General features: G+C 67.7%; 20 protein-coding genes. 9 read left to right on the top strand and 11 right to left on the bottom strand.

Going from position 1 to position 16,025, the window contains the following annotated elements:
* Positions 1 to 72 precede the first annotated feature (72 nt).
* The 3 genes from DB31_RS23825 to DB31_RS23835 all read left to right on the top strand — a co-directional run bounded on the left by DB31_RS23825 (position 73) and on the right by DB31_RS23835 (position 2,085).
* Complete coding sequence (locus DB31_RS23825; RefSeq protein WP_044191617.1) at positions 73 to 495, top strand: hypothetical protein; 423 nt, start codon at positions 73 to 75, stop codon at positions 493 to 495.
* Positions 496 to 596: 101 nt separating this feature from the next.
* The gene (locus DB31_RS23830) at positions 597 to 1,559 is read left to right on the top strand and encodes a hypothetical protein (RefSeq protein ID WP_044191619.1); all 963 of its coding nucleotides are present in this window, start codon (positions 597 to 599) and stop codon (positions 1,557 to 1,559) included.
* Between the two features lie 88 nt (positions 1,560 to 1,647).
* Positions 1,648 to 2,085 (top strand): hypothetical protein, encoded by a 438-nt coding sequence (locus tag DB31_RS23835; RefSeq protein ID WP_205628556.1) that lies wholly within the window; start codon positions 1,648 to 1,650, stop codon positions 2,083 to 2,085.
* A 28-nt stretch (positions 2,086 to 2,113) separates the two neighbouring features.
* Here DB31_RS23835 and DB31_RS23840 read toward each other — a convergent pair whose 3' ends face one another.
* From DB31_RS23840 to DB31_RS23850, 3 genes are read right to left on the bottom strand one after another with little or no spacing between them, the layout of a single operon-like run.
* Positions 2,114 to 3,310, bottom strand: coding sequence for a class I SAM-dependent rRNA methyltransferase (locus DB31_RS23840; protein WP_044191624.1), 1,197 nt, complete (start codon positions 3,308 to 3,310; stop codon positions 2,114 to 2,116).
* Entirely contained in the window at positions 3,307 to 4,170 is an 864-nt protein-coding gene (locus tag DB31_RS23845) for an HAD-IIB family hydrolase (protein WP_240486854.1), read from the bottom strand. The genes DB31_RS23840 and DB31_RS23845 overlap by 4 nt, the downstream gene beginning before the upstream one ends.
* A complete protein-coding gene (locus tag DB31_RS23850; protein WP_205628557.1) occupies positions 4,167 to 5,291 on the bottom strand; it encodes a hypothetical protein in 1,125 nt (374 codons plus the stop codon). The genes DB31_RS23845 and DB31_RS23850 overlap by 4 nt, the downstream gene beginning before the upstream one ends.
* Before the next feature lie 105 nt (positions 5,292 to 5,396).
* Between DB31_RS23850 and corA the strand changes: the two genes are divergently transcribed.
* Positions 5,397 to 6,344 carry a magnesium/cobalt transporter CorA gene (gene corA, locus DB31_RS23855; RefSeq protein WP_044191630.1) on the top strand — a complete coding sequence of 316 codons (948 nt, stop codon included), beginning with the start codon at positions 5,397 to 5,399 and terminating at the stop codon, positions 6,342 to 6,344.
* Between the two features lie 15 nt (positions 6,345 to 6,359).
* The gene (locus DB31_RS23860; protein WP_044191632.1) at positions 6,360 to 7,148 is read left to right on the top strand and encodes an alpha/beta fold hydrolase; all 789 of its coding nucleotides are present in this window, start codon (positions 6,360 to 6,362) and stop codon (positions 7,146 to 7,148) included.
* On the opposite strand, the gene DB31_RS50660 is transcribed toward DB31_RS23860, so the two are convergent.
* The 8 genes from DB31_RS50660 to DB31_RS23900 form a co-directional block, all read right to left on the bottom strand.
* Complete coding sequence (locus tag DB31_RS50660) at positions 7,149 to 7,481, bottom strand: N,N-dimethylformamidase beta subunit family domain-containing protein (protein ID WP_240486856.1); 333 nt, start codon at positions 7,479 to 7,481, stop codon at positions 7,149 to 7,151.
* 372 nt (positions 7,482 to 7,853) lie between these two features.
* Positions 7,854 to 8,231 carry a hypothetical protein gene (locus tag DB31_RS23870; RefSeq protein WP_044191636.1) on the bottom strand — a complete coding sequence of 126 codons (378 nt, stop codon included), beginning with the start codon at positions 8,229 to 8,231 and terminating at the stop codon, positions 7,854 to 7,856.
* A gap of 35 nt (positions 8,232 to 8,266) precedes the next feature.
* Positions 8,267 to 9,271, bottom strand: a complete 1,005-nt coding sequence (locus tag DB31_RS23875) for a dipeptidase (protein ID WP_044191638.1) — start codon at positions 9,269 to 9,271, stop codon at positions 8,267 to 8,269.
* 140 nt (positions 9,272 to 9,411) lie between these two features.
* A complete protein-coding gene (locus DB31_RS23880; protein WP_044191639.1) occupies positions 9,412 to 10,542 on the bottom strand; it encodes a serine/threonine-protein kinase in 1,131 nt (376 codons plus the stop codon).
* Positions 10,543 to 10,835: 293 nt separating this feature from the next.
* Positions 10,836 to 11,435: a flotillin family protein gene (locus DB31_RS51305; protein WP_044191641.1), complete on the bottom strand. Its 600-nt coding sequence runs from the start codon at positions 11,433 to 11,435 to the stop codon at positions 10,836 to 10,838.
* A gap of 177 nt (positions 11,436 to 11,612) precedes the next feature.
* Positions 11,613 to 12,152 carry a hypothetical protein gene (locus DB31_RS23890; protein ID WP_044191644.1) on the bottom strand — a complete coding sequence of 180 codons (540 nt, stop codon included), beginning with the start codon at positions 12,150 to 12,152 and terminating at the stop codon, positions 11,613 to 11,615.
* Positions 12,153 to 12,174: 22 nt separating this feature from the next.
* Positions 12,175 to 12,690: a hypothetical protein gene (locus tag DB31_RS23895; protein ID WP_052420193.1), complete on the bottom strand. Its 516-nt coding sequence runs from the start codon at positions 12,688 to 12,690 to the stop codon at positions 12,175 to 12,177.
* A gap of 15 nt (positions 12,691 to 12,705) precedes the next feature.
* Positions 12,706 to 13,212 carry a hypothetical protein gene (locus tag DB31_RS23900; protein WP_044191646.1) on the bottom strand — a complete coding sequence of 169 codons (507 nt, stop codon included), beginning with the start codon at positions 13,210 to 13,212 and terminating at the stop codon, positions 12,706 to 12,708.
* A 107-nt stretch (positions 13,213 to 13,319) separates the two neighbouring features.
* Here DB31_RS23900 and thiS point away from each other — a divergent pair, with 107 nt between their 5' ends.
* From thiS to DB31_RS23920, 4 genes are read left to right on the top strand one after another with little or no spacing between them, the layout of a single operon-like run.
* Entirely contained in the window at positions 13,320 to 13,523 is a 204-nt protein-coding gene (gene thiS / locus DB31_RS23905) for a sulfur carrier protein ThiS (protein ID WP_044191648.1), read from the top strand.
* An 8-nt stretch (positions 13,524 to 13,531) separates the two neighbouring features.
* A complete protein-coding gene (locus DB31_RS23910; protein ID WP_044191650.1) occupies positions 13,532 to 14,314 on the top strand; it encodes a thiazole synthase in 783 nt (260 codons plus the stop codon).
* Positions 14,314 to 14,943, top strand: coding sequence for a thiamine phosphate synthase (locus DB31_RS23915; RefSeq protein ID WP_044191652.1), 630 nt, complete (start codon positions 14,314 to 14,316; stop codon positions 14,941 to 14,943). The genes DB31_RS23910 and DB31_RS23915 overlap by 1 nt, the downstream gene beginning before the upstream one ends.
* A 22-nt stretch (positions 14,944 to 14,965) precedes the next feature.
* Positions 14,966 to 16,006: a hypothetical protein gene (locus tag DB31_RS23920; RefSeq protein WP_044191654.1), complete on the top strand. Its 1,041-nt coding sequence runs from the start codon at positions 14,966 to 14,968 to the stop codon at positions 16,004 to 16,006.
* Positions 16,007 to 16,025: the final 19 nt, after the last annotated feature.

Genomic DNA, 16,025 nt, shown 5'->3' on the forward strand with positions numbered 1-16,025 from the left:
TCCCCGAGGCAAGAAAGTGAACAGGTCTGCTAGGCTGCCTGCCCACGCTTCCCCCCGCCTGGAGATCCATTGATGATCCGTGAAGAAGCACAGCGCCTGGCGCAGGCGTTCCTGGCAGCCACAGAAAACCCCAACAGCCCGGGCCTCAACCCGCAGGGCTTTGGCGGTGTCGCCATCGAGGGCGCCCAGCTCTACTTCGAGTGGCACGACAAAGAGCAAGCGCTCGAGTGCAGCGCGCTCATCTACAAGTTCCGCGACGCCCCCAAGCCGGGCATCGTCGAGGGCTTCCAGGCCGAGCAGAAGGCTGGCACGGACACCGGCGGCGGCGCCGTGGACTACGAGCCGGAGAACAAGTCGCTCTTCCTGAGCCGCACGTACACGCAGGCCCCTCCGCAGACGGCCTTCATCGAGGACATGAAGCGGCTGATGAGGGCCAGCCTGGTCTGGGGTGACGAGGTCCTCGACCGCGTGGCCTCGAAGGTCTTCAAGACCTAGCCTCTGACGCCCTTAAAAACACCCAGGTGGAAACTTTCCCACGGCTGGGTGCGATAATTCCCACCAAGAGCATCACACCCCGACGATTTAGGAGTCCCCGAATGAACCCGATCGAGCGCGGCCGGAACCTCATCAACCAGGTGCGCACCGGCGCCGAGAAGGCAGTCGACAAGGTAGAGACCGCGGTGGCGAAGACCGCGGACAAGGTGCACGACGTCGCCGTGGCCACGGGCAACAAGGTCCACAACGTGGTGGACGGCTTCGAGAACGCGGCCGTCGGCGGCGCCAAGGCCGTCCAGGGCTTCTTCGGCGGCGGCAACCAGCCGGACAAGGTGCATGACGGGCAGTTCGTGGGCGCTGGCGGGAAGACGTTCCCCCCCGGCACGCCGCTGAAGGACATCCCCGGCGTCACCCCGAAGAACAACCCGAACCCGTCCTCGACGATCGTCTACGTCAACGGCATCAACACCCCCAAGGACGCCCAGTTCAGCAGCCTCGAGTCCATCGCGGAGACGACGGGCTCGAAGGTGGTGGGCATCCACAACGCCACCGAGGGCATGGGCGCGGACCTGGCCCAGTGCGTGAAGGACAAGCTGGACAAGGGCACCAACCCGGCGGTGGATACGCTGGCGGACACGCTCTACAACGAGCTCAAGGCGGGCCGCAGCGTGCACGTGATGGCGCACAGCCAGGGTGGCCTGATCACCAGCCGCGCGTTGGGCCACGTGTACGACCGGCTGCGCTTGGAAGATGGGATGTCCAAGGAGCAGGCGCAGAAGACCATGAGCAAGCTGGAGGTGGAGACCTTCGGCGCTGCGGCCACGCGCTACCCGGACGGCCCGCAGTACGTGCACTACGTGAACCGCGGCGACCCGGTCCCGGGTCTCTTCGGCCTGGGCCCTGTCGCCGACAAGTGGAACCCGATCGCCGACGGTGGCAAGAACTCGCAGGTGCACCACTTCAACGACTTCAAGCTCAACCCGATCGCCGCTCACGGCTTCGAGTCCATCTACCTGAAGCACCGCGTGCCCTTCGACCAGGCTCGGGCTGGCAACTTCAACTGAGATGGCGACTGCCCCTCGAAGTGGACTGGCAGGCCTCCTGATGTCGTGGGTGGCCGGCCTGGCACCTGCAGCGGCCGAGGGCGCTCCCATGACCCGGGAGGCCGCCCAGCGGCTGGTGCAGATCTTCGTCCGGCCCGAGGCCAATCCGCAGAGCCCTGGACTCAACGCCGAGGGCTTTGGCGGGCTGGTGATGGGCGGGGCGCAGCTCTACTTCGAGTGGCATGAGGACACGAAGGCGCTGGAGTGCAGCGCCCTCGTGTACAAGTTCCATGAGCCGCCCAAGCCGGGCGTCATCGAGACCTTCCAAGCCGAGGAGAAGGAAGGCACGGACACCGGCGGCGGCACCGTGGACTACGAGCCCGAGAACCGCGGGCTCTACCTGAGCCGGACCTATACGCAGGTGCCGGAAGAGCGGGCCTTCACCAAGGACATGAAGAAGCTGATGAAGGCCAGCCTCAAGTGGAGCGACGAGGTGCTGGACCGCGTGGCGTCGCGCGTGTTCCACCCCGAGGAGCTCACCAAGTAGCTCCCCCTGCCCTCTTGAAGGCGCGGGCTCAGACCGAGGCCAGCACGTAGAACTTGAGGTACTTGCCCTCGGGGAACTGCAGCCGGACCGGGTGATCCGGCGGCTGGTAGCGCTCCTCCACGAGGGCCAGATCCACACCGGCCTTGAAGCCCGCCTCGCGCACCGCGCCCATGAAGTCATCCGGGGTGACGCGCGCCGAGCACGAGGCCGTGGCCAGGAGCCCTCCGGGCCGCAGAATCCCGAGCGCCTGCCGGTTGAGCGAGGCGTACCCGTCGATCGCCGCCTGCACGGCCCGCTGGCTCTTCGCGAAGGCGGGCGGGTCCAGGATGATCAGATCGAAGGTCCGGCCCTCGTCCTTGAAGGACTGGATGATCTTGAAGACGTCCGCCGCGAGGAAGTCGTACTTCTCCGCCGGGAGCTTGTTGCGCGTGAAGTTCTCGCGGGCCAGCGCGATGGCCTCCGGGTCCAGGTCCACGGAGAAGACGCTCTTGGCCCCGCCCAGCGCCGCGTTCACCGAGAACCCGCCGCTGAACGAGAAGCAGTTCAGCACGTCCCGATCCTTCGCCAGCCGCCGGATGAGGTAGCGGTTCTCGCGCTGATCCAGGAAGAAGCCCGTCTTCTGTCCCCGCCATGCGTCCACCAGGAAGGTGGCGCCTCGCTCGCGGATGGGAATGAGCTCCGGCGCCGGAGACCCATGGAGCATCTTCCCGGAGCCGCGGCCCTCATCGTCCTCCACATCGTCGCGGGCGACCTCGTCCCGGCCGAGGATGCCCTTCAGATCCGGGATGGCCTGCTTGAGCGCCTCGACGATCAGGTGCCGGTACGGAGTGAGCCCCGCCGAGTACAGCTTGAGCACCACGTAGCCTGCGTAGAGATCCGCCACCACGCCGGGCAGACCATCGCCCTCACCATGGAGGAGGCGGAAGCTGTCCGTATCGGTGAGATCGATGAGGGACTTCCGCTCGGCCAGGGCCTGCTTCACGCGGCGGGCGACAAAGTCCGAGTCGATGTTCTCCCGGGGATCCCGCGTGAGCACGCGCACCGCGATGGCCGAGTGCGGATCGAAGTAGCCGCGGGCAACGAACTTCCCGCCCTCGGTCAGGTCCACCACACTGCCGGGAGGGATCTTCGGCACGTGCTCCAGCGCCTTGCGGAACACCCACGGGTGCCCCGCGCGCAAGTGACGGCCGAGTCCTCGGGCCAGTTCGAGTCTAACGACGTTCACAAGTCACTCCTGTTGGCCGGGCGGCGGCCGCGCTGGGCGAGGATGGCGCGGGCCAACTCTTCGAAGCCGCGCCCCTCGGCCGCCCGGGTGATGAAGGCTGGCGGCGCATCGATGCGGTCCAGCACGCCACGCACGTTGGCCACCCCCACACTGAGGGCAAAGGCCTGGAACATCGGGGCGTCGTTGAAAGAATCTCCGGCGTACACGCAGCGGCCGCTCTCGGGCGACAGGGACTCGCCCCAGGCCACCCGCGCGAAGCGCCGCGCCATGGACAGCTTGTCGAACCGTCCGATCCAGCAGTTGACGTGCACCGAAGAGCGCACCGCCGTCACGCCGCGAGCCCGCAGCAGCGCCTCGATGCGGCCGGCTGCCGCGTCCCCGAGCCGGACCTCCTCGTTGTAGTCGATGGCCAGATCCACCTCCGTGTACACGCTGTCCGAGGACAATCTGGCACCCGGCACCTGCTTCAGCACCCGGAGCACCTCCGAGCGCAGCCGCTTCCGGTTTTCCACCCGCTCCGCTGGCGCCTCCGCATACACCCGGCGCAGCGCTCCGCTGGCGCCGCGCACGAAGAAGAGCCCGCCGTTCTCCACGATGACGCCGTCGACTGGGAGCGTGCGCGCCCAGGCCTCACCCCACCCCGCTGGCCGACCGCTGACGAGCACCACCCGGAGCCCTGCCTCGGACAGGCTCTCGAGCGCTCGGATCGTCTGGCTCCGCAGCTTGTGGCCCGTCGTGAGCGTGCCGTCCACGTCCGTGTAGACGCTCTCCACGCGCGAGAGCTCCGCCCGGCGCAGCGGCTGGGGCTCAGGGACTCGGCCGCTCGCACCCACGCCTCGGGAGGCAGGCGACCGCTTCACATCAGCCCCAGGTTGGCCAACAGGCCCTGCAGCTGCTCCAGGGTCGCCCGCAGCTCTGGACCCGTCAGGGTGTTCAGCGAGGCCTTGCGAGCCTTGCGCAGGAAGGCGTCCATGTTCGACTCGCGCCCATAGAGGGACTGTCCAATGGCGGCGGCCTCGGCCAAGATCCTCGCGGCCGTGGCCGGATCCGAGTCCACCAGTCCCATCGCCCGCTCGAGCCGCACGCCACAGGCGGCCCACACCTCGCGGTCATTGAGGATGAGGACCTGCCGCTGGTTCACCGCGGACAGCGAGCGCACCAGGGTATCGAGCGCCTCCACCACCGCGACCAGCTCGTCCTTCGGCGGAGCGGCCATGGTGGCCAGGGGGCCCAGCCTGCCGCGAAGCTCGATGATGTGCCGCTTGTCCTGCGCCCGCAGCCCCCGGTAGGCCGCCGTCCGTCCGAAGGCGTCCAGCTCGTTCTGGGCCTGCTGCGCGTAGGCCTGCATGTCCGTGGGCCCCGCGTCGCGCACCTTGGCCAGGCGCACCGCGATGATGCGCCCCAGATCCGCCACGACGGCGCGCACCGTCATCGCCGCCTTCACCTCGGACTCGTAGCCCGGCACCGTCTCCTTCCGGGACACATCCCCGAAGACGCTGATGGACGAATAGACGAGGTTGCCGATGTGCTCGCGGAAGGCGGAGCGGAAGCGCTGCACCTCGGACAGCAGCGTCCACCGATCGGACACCACCGACGGGTTGCGCATGGCCTCGCCCAGCTGGGTAATCTCTTGGGCCAGCTGGGACATGGCCTCCTGCAGCACGGCCGAGGACTCCTGGATCTTCCCCTGGGCCTTGGCCTGCACCGGGAACTGCTCGCGGATGACGTTGAGCAGCACGTTCACGTCCATCACGGTGTCCCGGATGACAGGAGCCATCTCCTCCCACAGGGACAGATCCGCACCCGACTCGGTGGAGTCGGTCTCGTACTTCACCAGGTCCATGTCGCTCAGCCGGGCAATGGCCTGCGCGGCGGCGGTGTAGACCTGCCTCAGCCGCCCTGCGAACGCCGGGTCCGGCAGGGACTGCAGGAGCTGCTCGAGTCTCGGTGCGAGTGCAACAGGTGCGTTTTCGGCGGACACGGGGGCGCACTCTAGACCGATCCGGTGCCGACAGGTTCTCGACTTCTCGCGCTGTTGGTTCTAGCAATCACGAGTACACCGCCACTCCTGCTTGAGAGTTGCACCATGAAGGTACAAGTCCGCGTTCACCACGAAGGCCGCACCCTGTCGGGCGGCGAGGAGCTGCTCGATCAGCCAGGCACCAAGTGGATCGACGTGCTCGCTCCCACCGAGGAAGGACTCATGAAGCTGGCGGAGCGCTACGGCCTGCACAAGCTGGCCGTCGAGGACTGCCTCCACCTGGACCAGCGCCCCAAGCTGGAGGAGTACCCCCACCACCAGTTCATCGTGCTCCAGGGCTTCACGCCGGCCGGCAAGGACATCTGCGACCTGACCCTACACGAGCATCATTTCTTCCTGGGACCGGACTGGCTGATCAGCGTGCACGAGTTCCCCTTCGACGCGCACGACGAGGTGCGCCGCCGGGTGGAGACCGATCCGCGAGGGACGATCGAGCGCGGGGTGGACTTCATCCTCTATCTGCTGGCGGACACGCTGATCGATCGGCAGTTCCCCATCATGGACACCTTCAACGATGAGCTGGAGGACCTGGAGGTGGCCATCTTCGAGCACGCGGAGAAGGAGCATTTGCAGCGCATCTTCGAGCTGAAGCGGATGCTGGTGTCGTTCCGGCGGGTGCTCTCTCCGCAGCGGGACGTGGTGGGGCTGCTGGCCCGGCGCGGCATCCTCCACATCCAGGAGAAGACCACGCTGTACTTCCGAGACGTGTACGATCACCTCGTGCGGCTGTACGAGCAGATCGACGGTGGGCGCGATCTGCTGGGCAACGCGATGGACGGTTACCTGTCCATGGTGGCCAACAAGACGAACGACATCACCAAGCAGCTCACCATCTTCGCGACGATCTTCCTGCCGCTGTCGTTCATCGTGGGATTCTTCGGACAGAACTTCGAGGAGATCCAAGGCAAGGAGTTCTACTACGCGATGTGGGGGACGATTCTGCTGTTCCCCGTCGCGCTCATCATCTGGTTCAAGCGCAACCGGTGGATCTGAGCCCCAGGAGGCCCTGTGCTGACCGTGACCGTCGATGGCATTCCCCTGCACTACCAGGACGTGGGCCAGGGGCTGCCCGTGCTGTTGTTCCACGCCTTTCCGCTGAATGGCTCGGCGTTCGATGCGCAGGTGCGGGCGCTGTCGGGCCGCTACCGCTTCATCCTCCCGGACACTCGGGGCTTCGGCCAGAGCCAGCGGGGCAGCGGGCCCACGGAGATGTCACGGATCGCCCAGGACGCGCTGGCGCTGCTGGACGCACTGAAGATCGACTCTGCGGTGGTGGGTGGCGTTTCCATGGGGGGCTACGCATCCATGGCACTGCTGCGCGAGGACGCGGGGCGCGTGCGTGGGCTGGTGCTGGTGGACACGCAGGCCACCGCAGACGACGAGGCGGGACGGGCCCGGCGCGAGACCTCGGCCCAGGAGGCCCTGGACAAGGGCGTGGAGCCGCTGGTGCAGACGCTGCTGCCCCGGCTGGTTCACACCGGCCCGGACTCGCCGGTGGGCCAGGAGGTCGCGGCGATGATGCGGGCGGCGAATCCCCAGGCTGTGGCCGCCGCGCAGCGAGGCATGGCCCTGCGGCCCGACAGCAAGGACATCCTCGCGCGCTTCGCAGGGCCAGCGCTGGTGATCGTCGGCGAGCACGACGCCGTGACACCGGTGGAGAAGGCGAAGCAGATGGCCGGGCTCATCTCCGGAGCCCAGCTGGAGATCATCCCCGGCGCGGGCCACCTGTCGAACCAGGAGCAGCCGGAGCGCTTCAACGCGGTGCTCGACCGCTTCCTGGCGTCGCTACCCGGCTGATCAGGAGCTCGGCCCGTCGGACTGGGGCGCCTTCACCACGATCGAAGTGAAGCTGCGCGTCCCATCCGCGCGAGTCACCTTCACCAGGTAGAGGCCCGGCTCCCAGTGGTGGGCCACCTCGAAGGAGAACGTCTGGCGCTCGGGGCACGAAGGGCTCGAGCATCGGGACGCCGTGGAGACCGTGTACGGGCCCCCGCTCCAGACCTTGAGGGCCCCCGTGCCGCCGTAGACGCCCAAGCGGAAGACCTCAGCGCGAACAGCCACACCCTCCCGGGTCGCGACCTTCACGGAGATCTGCTCTCCCGCCAGCGCGGCCTGTGTAGAAGGCGTCACCTGCAGCTCACCGGGACTGGCAGGCCGGCCAGTCCGCCAGGAAGGATCTCCCCGCTGCTTGCTGCCAACAGCACCGGACGCGGAGGCTGCAGGGGCGCTCGCGAACCGCACCGCCTGCTCAGGCACCTGAGGAACTTGCATGGCCGCAGTGGCCATTTTTACCGGCTGCCTTACGGCCTCCCTGTTCTCTACTGGACGAACGGGAGCCTCCGCGCCGACGCCTCCTGCCCACAACCACGCCACAGCCCCCAGTCCCCACAGCCCCGGCCCGCCCATGCCCACCCCCGACCACCCAAACCGAAGGTAGACATAAGCAATCCGCCTGCCAACCGCCCGGCTCGGGAGCCACCAAGGCCCGCGGATGAGACGCGGCTACTTCTGGCAGGCGATCTGCGAGCCGGACGCCGAGCAAGCGCGGCACGTCTCCGTCTCCACGAGCACGCCCAGCCGGCACTCGAGCACTGCCAGGCCGTCCGCGCGGCAGAGGCCACGGCCCTCGGCGCTCAGGGCACAGTTGTCGCCCGCGACATTGGCGGAGGTGTCGCAGCGAATGGTGCCCGCCGACTCGGAGCAGCCCAAGCCGCCCCGGCACGGGAGGGTCCGCCACTGGTTCTGGCGGCACTCCAGGGCCTCCGTCTCACTGCTGCAGATGTAGCCACTGACGTTGCACGAGTCCCCTGACTTCGGGCCACCGCACCCGAGGAGAAAGAGGAAGCCCACAAACGGAAGGATCGCGAGGAAGCGGTTCATGCAGGCGCCGACTATCCCGGGCCTCACGGGGCGGGTCAACCGCCGAGCGTCTCCCGGAAGAAGCGTCGGTAGTTGCCCCCGAGGATGCGCTCCACCCACGGCTCTGGGTGGCGGCGCAGCAGCACCTCGGTGAGCCGGGGCAGATCCGTCACGTCCCGGAACCCCCGGGGCAGCGCCACCATCCCATCATAGTCCGAGCCAATCCCCACCCCCTCCTCACCCATGATGCTCACGGCGTGCTCGATGTGGCGGACCACATCCTCCAGCGTGTCTCCGCCCAGGTAGATGGGGGCGAGGATGATGCCCACCACCCCGCCCCGGTCCGCGATGCGGCGCAGGGACTCATCCGACAGGTTGCGCCACCCACCGCCCGCGCCCCGCACGCCCGTGTGGGAGCAGAAGAAACGCACGGAGGAATGCGCGAACAACTCCTCCAGGGTGTGCTCGGAGGCATGGGCCACATCCACGCTCAGGCCCACGCGCCCCATCTCCTCCACCACCTGATGGCCCAGGGGCGTGAGGCCCCGGTTGCCCATCATCGGAAACGAGGAACCCCCCAAGTCATTGTTGGACAGGTGGGTGAGCCCCATGAAGCGCACACCGCGCTGGTGCAGTTCCGCGAGCCGCTCCACACGCCCTTCGATGGCATGGCCCCCCTCCACTCCCAGCACAGCAGAGAGCCGCCCCTGGGCGAGGTTCTGCTCCAACTGAGCAGCGGTGGTGGTGACGCGGACCTGGCCCTCGGAGCGGCGGCAGAACTCCTCGAGCCGCTCGATCTGCCACAGCGCACGGCTCCACTCGCTGGCCCGAGCCGCCCGAGGCCAGCCGCGCCAAGCCGCGAACGCCGGGAAGCCTCCAATGAAGGGGAAGCCCCGGGTGACAATCGTGAAGCATTGGAGCTTCACCCCAGCCTCAAGCAACCGGGGGAAGTCCACATGGCCCTCGGTGGAGCGGGCACACAAGTCCCGGTTCCACATGAGCGAGTCCGCGTGGCTGTCCGCGATACACCAGCGCCGGTGGAGTTCGTTCACGTCGCTCATGCCCGAAAGTCTCGGGCCTCTGCTGACGCCGGACAAGCCAAGATTCCCACGGCCCCAGGGAACCCGACTGGGGCCGCCTGGTTCCAGGCGAAGGAGCGCTCTGGCCTACCGCCAGAGCGCCCCCCAGCGCAGCGCATGACTCAGGTGCGCGGCTTGCTGCGCAGGGTCATCCCAGGTGGAACGCTGGGGTAGTCCTCCTCCGGGAGCTGAGCGCCCCCGTTGCGCCGGATGGCCTCCGCGCGGACCAGGGCGATCTCACGCTGGGCCTCGCGAGGGCCGAAGCACCGGCCCTGGCCGCCCAGGAAGTCCCAGAGCGCATCCCTCAGTTCCAGGCCGGACTGGAAGCGCTCTGCCGGATCGCGCCGCAGGGCGCGGACGATGATGTCCCGCATGGGAGTGGACAGCCCGCGCGTGGCAATCTCCACGTATTCCGGGCGGAAGCGCTCCATGCGCATGGACATCTCTGCGACGGGGGCCCAGGTCTCCTCCTCGGCCATCAGCGAGGACTGGAAGGCGTTGGCGCTTCCCGCCTGACGCATGGCCTGCTCCACCTCTGGCAGATCCAGCAGGTGCCGGCCCGTGACCATCTCCAGGAGGACCACGCCGAGGGAGAACAGGTCCGCCCGGCCATCCAGCGGCTGGAGCAGGAGATACTCTGGGCAGGAATAGGCGATATCCCCCTTGAGCAGGGCGCCCACGGTGGCCAGGCGGCCTTCTAGCTGCGAGTGTGCCACGGCGAAGTCGGTGATCTTCACGCGCCCGTGCACGCCGAGGCGGATATTCCGGGGGCTGATGTCCCGGTGGATGACGCTCAGCGGGCGGCCGTTGAAGTCCTTCTGCGAATGCGCGTGGGAGAGGGCGTCCGCCACCTCCCCCGCGACATAGGCCGCCAGGTTCTCCGGCAGGGGCTGGCCTCGCATGGCCGCGAAGTTGAGCAGGGACTCCACGGAGAGCCCCTCCACATGCTCCATGACGAGGTGAGGCGCACCGTCCTGCAGCCGCAGCAGATGGACCTGGGCGATGCAGGGGTGATCCAGTTGGAGGACCAGCTTGAACTCCTCCAGGAGCCGCGCCCGCGTCATCGCGTTCGAGGGGTCCTGCAGGCGTTTGATGATGACCGATCCTCCCACCACATCCGCGTACCGGCGGCGTGCCAGCAGGACCTCTCCATTGCTGCAGCTCCCGAGGTAGCGGATGAGTTCGTAGGACGTGTCGCCCGAGGAAAAGAGGATGACAGGCTTCGCGGATTGACGCTCAGGGGGTGAAGACATCAGTGCACTCCTTAGGTAGGCACGCGAATGGCCGCGCGTGTGACGGCGAGAGCACCACCCAACCTTACAGGTTGGGTGTCAGACATCCTACCAGAAAGCGCACGCAATGCGGAATGAACAGAGTCAGCAGGTAGGAAGTGCAGGAACAACCTCATGGGTTACACCCTACCAAAGGGGGCAGACATTCCCCTTCCTACCTGCTCCGTCCCTGAGCGAAACCCGCGTCAAATAAGAAGAAACGGCTCCCGCTTTGGCGGGAGCCGTCCCTGGACCCTCAGCTCACCGGCAGGGTCCTACTTCTTCACGGGGGTGATGATGACGACGTCGCGGGCGACCAGGTCATCCCCATCCGACACGTAGGAGGCGCGCACCTCGGTGCCCTCCTTGAAGTCGTCCAGGTCCACGGCGACGTTGTTCTGCGTGACACGGGTGTTGTCATCCGTCTTGAGCTTCAGCTCGGCGTTGGCCTTGTTGGGGACCACGATCACGAGCGAGTCGCCCAGGGTGGACCTCACGCGGCCCTGGACGCTCACGTTGGCGACGGCCGCCGTAGAGCCCGCGGTGTCTTTCGCCAGATCCCTGGAGCGATTCATCTCAGCCTCGTAGACGTCCCGCTCCTCCTCAGCCACGTTCCGCTGGGCGTCCGCGATCTCCTCGTTCTCGTCCTTCTGGATCTCCGCCTCGTCCTTCTGAAGATCAGCGCGCTCCTTGTTGAAGTCCTTCTGAAGATCAGCCCGCTCCTCGTTGGCGTCCTGACGGGCGTTGGCGATGTCCTTCTGGGCATCCCTCTGCGCCTCCGCCAGTTCGCGACGCTCCTCCTGAGGCTCCTTCTTACACCCCGCCGTCAGAGCCAACCCCGCCACTGCCGCCACCGCCACCATGAGCTTTCGCATGCACCTCTCCTTTCGTTGCCTTGGCCGGGGAATAAGTGCTCCCGGCGCTTGGGCAGAAAGTGGGTGTTCGCCTAGGACCTGAACAGCGCTTGTCAGCGAACAGAGACGCATTAGGGGAAGCGAGCGGCCAGCCAACCCCTCCGGCCTCCGCTCGCTTCTACCCGCAAATTTCCTCTGTCACGGTCCGCCGTCCGGAACGCCGCCATCCGGGGTGACGCCTCCGTCCGTGCAGAAAGGAGCCCCACCGGCTGCCCAGCTCCCGATGATCTTTCGCTCCTCCTCGGTCGGCAGAGGGTTGCTCGGCGGCGGCATGGTCCGCTGGTCCGAGGCGCGCGCCTTGATGCGAGGGGCCATCTCCTTGGCGCCCATCACGCTCGAGGTGGACTCGTAGATATCGAGCCGAAAGCCGGACTGGCCGCTCCGGGAGTAATCCTCCGAGTGGCAGTTCGACGTGCAGTAGGCGTTCAGCAGCGGCCGGACTTCGTTGCAGTAGGTGGGCACGGGTCCCGTTGGGGGAGTGCCCGCATCCTCCAGTTCCGGCAGGCGCAGCACCTCGCACGTGCGGCCCGCTCCAGGGCGCGCCGCGACGCAGGTGTACCCGTCCGGGCAATCCTCCGCGACCTCACAGCTCTTTCCGGCAAAGTCACTCACCGACACGGCGCAGGCCACGAGGGTCACTGCGACGGAGATGGACAGACTGGCGACGGCTCTTTTCATGGCTGGCTCGGGTGCCCCTCGGCTAAGGGGTGCCTCCATCACACAAAGGCGCTCCGGCGGTGACCCACCGGGCCAGCACCGCCCGCTGGACATCGGTGGGCTGGGGGCTATTCAACGGGGGCATGCTCCGCTGATCGAAGGCGCGCGCCTTGATGCGGGCCGCCATGTCCTTGGCGCCCTTGGGCTGCCCCGCCTCTCCTTCATAGTAGTCCAGCCGGAAGTCCGTCTGGCCGCTGCCCGTGGTCACCGCCCCGTGGCAGTTCGATACACACGAGGCCGCCAAGATGGGCTGCACGTCATTGCAGTACGTGGGAACGGGCCCCGCATCGGGGGTTCCCGCATCCGCGGAGCTCGTACTCGGAGGATAGATGACCTCACATGTGCGCAGCCCCTCCGGCCCGGCACAGGTATAGGACTCGGGGCAGTCCGCGTCGAAGGAGCATGCACGGCCCGCCAGCTCGTCTTGAGAGATGATGCAGCCCGCCGCCACCAGCACGGCCGCGAGCGAGAGAAAGCCACCTTTCAGCCTTGCGTCCACGCGTCCTCTTCCGATTCAGAAGTGATAGGTGAGGCTCGCCGCGTCCGCGGCGGGCTCCGGAAGAAACTCCAGCAGCAGCCCATAGGCGAGCGTGAGCCCCGCCACCCCATACATCACGTTCGAGGTGGCCGCCGCCGTCTTGGCCCGGTTCAGCGCGGCGCTGGACTCCCGCGCCGACTCCAGGCTCTCCGCCCGCCGGGCTTCTCCCCGGGAGAAGTAGCCAAAGCCCACGCCCCCGAGCAGCAGAAGACCGCCCGCCACGTAGGCGTAGCGGTGGCCTCGGATGAAGGGCTCGGGTTCACGCGCGGGCGCATCCAGCGCGGCCACAGGCGCAGAAGCGGGCTGCTCTTTGGCGGCTGACGGCTCCTTGGCGGCCGTCTGCGCCTTCGAAGCGGGCTGCTCCTTCGCAGCCGCTGCGGGCTTTGCAGCGGGTGCGGCTGTCTTCGGCTCAGCAGCCGCCGCAGGCAAGGCGATCGTCAACGCCAGAACGGAAGCGGCAAACCTGCGGGTCGCGGTCAACATGCGGCCGAGTATAGCGGGCCCCTTTCCGGCCGCAGCACCTCCGTGTGCGTTGACAGAGGGGTGGCACGCTTGTAGTGCGTCGACCTCCAGTCCAGGAGTGGCCGGTCGTGACAATTTGGGTCAACGGAGAGGCGCGTGAAGTCCCCGCAGGGCTGACCCTGGCGGGCCTTCTCGAGCTGCTGCGGGTCGGCAGCGGCCCGGGCGTCGCGGTGGAGGTGAACGCGGAGGTGGTCCGCCGCGCCCGCCACCCCGAGCACCGCCTGAACCCTCAAGATCGCGTGGAGATCGTCACCTTCGTCGGTGGCGGGTAGGAGAGCACATGAGCACCCAGGACACCCCCTTCACTCTCGCCGGCGTCACCTTCCAGTCGCGGCTCATCATCGGCACGGGCAAGTACCCCAGCTTCGACATCATGAAGCGCTGCCACGAGGCCTCGGGCGCGGAGATGGTCACCGTGGCCGTACGCCGCCTGGACCTCAAGGCCCAGGGCGAGGCGTCGCTGATGAACTGGATCGACACCCAGCGCATGCGCCTGCTGCCCAACACCGCCCTCTGCTACACCGCTGAGGACGCCGTGCGCACCTGCCGCCTCGCCGAGGAGCTGGGCATGAGCAAGTGGGTCAAGCTCGAGGTGCTCGGCGATGAGAAGACGCTCTATCCGGACGTCGAGGAGACCCTCAAGGCCGCGCGCATCCTCGTCAAGGAGGGCTTCACCGTCCTGCCCTACACCACCGACGATCCCATCTCCGCCCGCAAGCTGGCGGACGTGGGCTGCGCGGCGGTCATGCCCCTGGCGGCCCCCATCGGCTCAGGGCTGGGCATCCGGAACCCCCACAACATCCGCCTCATCCGCGAGCTCGTGAAGATCCCCGTCATCGTCGACGCGGGCGTGGGCACGGCCTCGGATGCCGCCATCGCCATGGAGCTGGGCGTGGACGCCGTCCTGATGAACACCGCCATCGCCGGCGCGAAGGATCCTGTGCGGATGGCCGTGGCCATGCGCAAGGCCGTGGAGGCGGGACGCGACGCATTCCTCGCTGGCCGCATCCCTCGTAAGGCGTACGCCTCTGCCTCCAGCCCGCTCGAGGGGCTCGTCGAGTAGTGCCCACCCTCCCCCGGCTGATCGTCATCACCGATTGGCGGCTCCCGAGGGCACGGCTGCTCTCGGCCCTGGAACGCGCGCTGGTGGCAGGGCCCGAAGTGGCGGTCCAGCATCGTCACCCAGAGGCACCCACGCGGGTGTTCCTCGAAGAGGCACGGCTTCTCGCGGCGCTGTGCCGGGCCCATGGCAACCCGCTCTTCGTCAACGGCCGCCTGGACGTGGCGCTCCTTGTCGGTGCCCACTTACACCTGCCCGCCCGGGGCCTCACCGTGGAGAATGTCCGGCCTGCGCTGCCCGCCGGACGGTGGGTCAGCGCCGCCGTCCATGACGCGCACGAGGCCCAGCTCGCCCGAGGCGCTGACCTGGCCCTCGTCAGCCCCGTCTACGCCCCTGGCTCGAAGACCGGAGACACCCGCCCTCCCTTGGGGCCTGACGGGTTCCAGGCGCTGGCGGCATCCCTCTCCTGCCCGGCCCTGGCGCTCGGGGGTATCACTCCAGAGCGGGCCCCCCAGCTCTCCGGAGCGCACGGCTTCGCCGTCATCTCCGCCGTCTTGGAGGCCGAGAACCCCACCACTGCCACGAGGGCCCTGTTGCGCCCCACTACTCACTCCTCCCAGCCGCAGGCTTGAGTCGCGCTATGCTGCCCGCACCGTGAGTTCCCCTGCTGGCATCAAGGACCTGCGTCCGCTCTCTCTGGGCGAGATCATCGACCGCTGCGCCATCTTCTGGCGCGCCCACCTCGTACCGCTGTTCGCTTTGGGGCTCGGCTTCCAGCTGATCGACTACATCTTCAAGAAGAGTGTCGCGATCACCCTCGAGCGCACCAGCAGCCTCCTCCGGAATCCCCAGGAGCTGGAGGCCCGCATCCAGGACGATCCCCTCGGCGTCACCACCGAGCTGGGCCTCATGGTGCTGGCCGCGATCCTCCTGATGGTCGTGCTCACCTGGAGCTACTGGATCTCCACGGTGGTCATCGCCCGCTATGTCGTCCCCATCCAGCTAGGCGAGAGCGCCCGTCCGAGCGATGGGCTGCGCCGCGGCCTCCAGCGCCTGGGCGCCCTGACCGGGGCCTACCTTTTGTCCCTGCTCTGGGGCCTGGGCATCACCCTGCTTTGCATGCTCCCCGGAACCCTCTCCCTGGTGCTGGGGGCGGTTCTGACGAGCACCGTAGAAGGCTCGGGCGGCCGAATCCTGGGCGTCGCCCTCAGCGTCATCGGCATCATCGTCATGGGCCTGGGCTGGCTGACGGCCCTCCTCTGGTACTTCCTGCGCTTCGCCGTCCTCGGGCCGGTGTTCGCCATGGAGGACCTGTCCGCGCTCGAGTCCTTCCGGCGCTCGGGAGCTCTCCTCTCGGGCCGGGTGGCTCCGGGCTTCATGGGCCGAGTGAAGGTCCGGGCGATGATCCTCCTCACGGCCATTGGCGGCATCGTCATCGCCGTCACGCTCATCTTCAGCATCCCCGCCCTGATCGTTCACAGCGCATACGGCCAGCTGAGCAATCCCTCGGCCGCGGCCGCCAACCCCATCCCTCAGGCGATTCTCGTTCCCGTGGAGCTGTTCCAAGTCCTGGGCCAGTCCATCTTCCTTCCCCTGAGCTTGATCTTCTCCGCCATGTTCTACCTGGACCTGCGGATGCGCCGCGAAGGGCTGGATCTCGAGCGCCGGCTCGCCCACCACCGCCCCGCTCCCTGAGCGGCCCCCCTCTCCCGTG

The organism is Hyalangium minutum, from assembly GCF_000737315.1.
Classification (GTDB): domain Bacteria; phylum Myxococcota; class Myxococcia; order Myxococcales; family Myxococcaceae; genus Hyalangium; species Hyalangium minutum.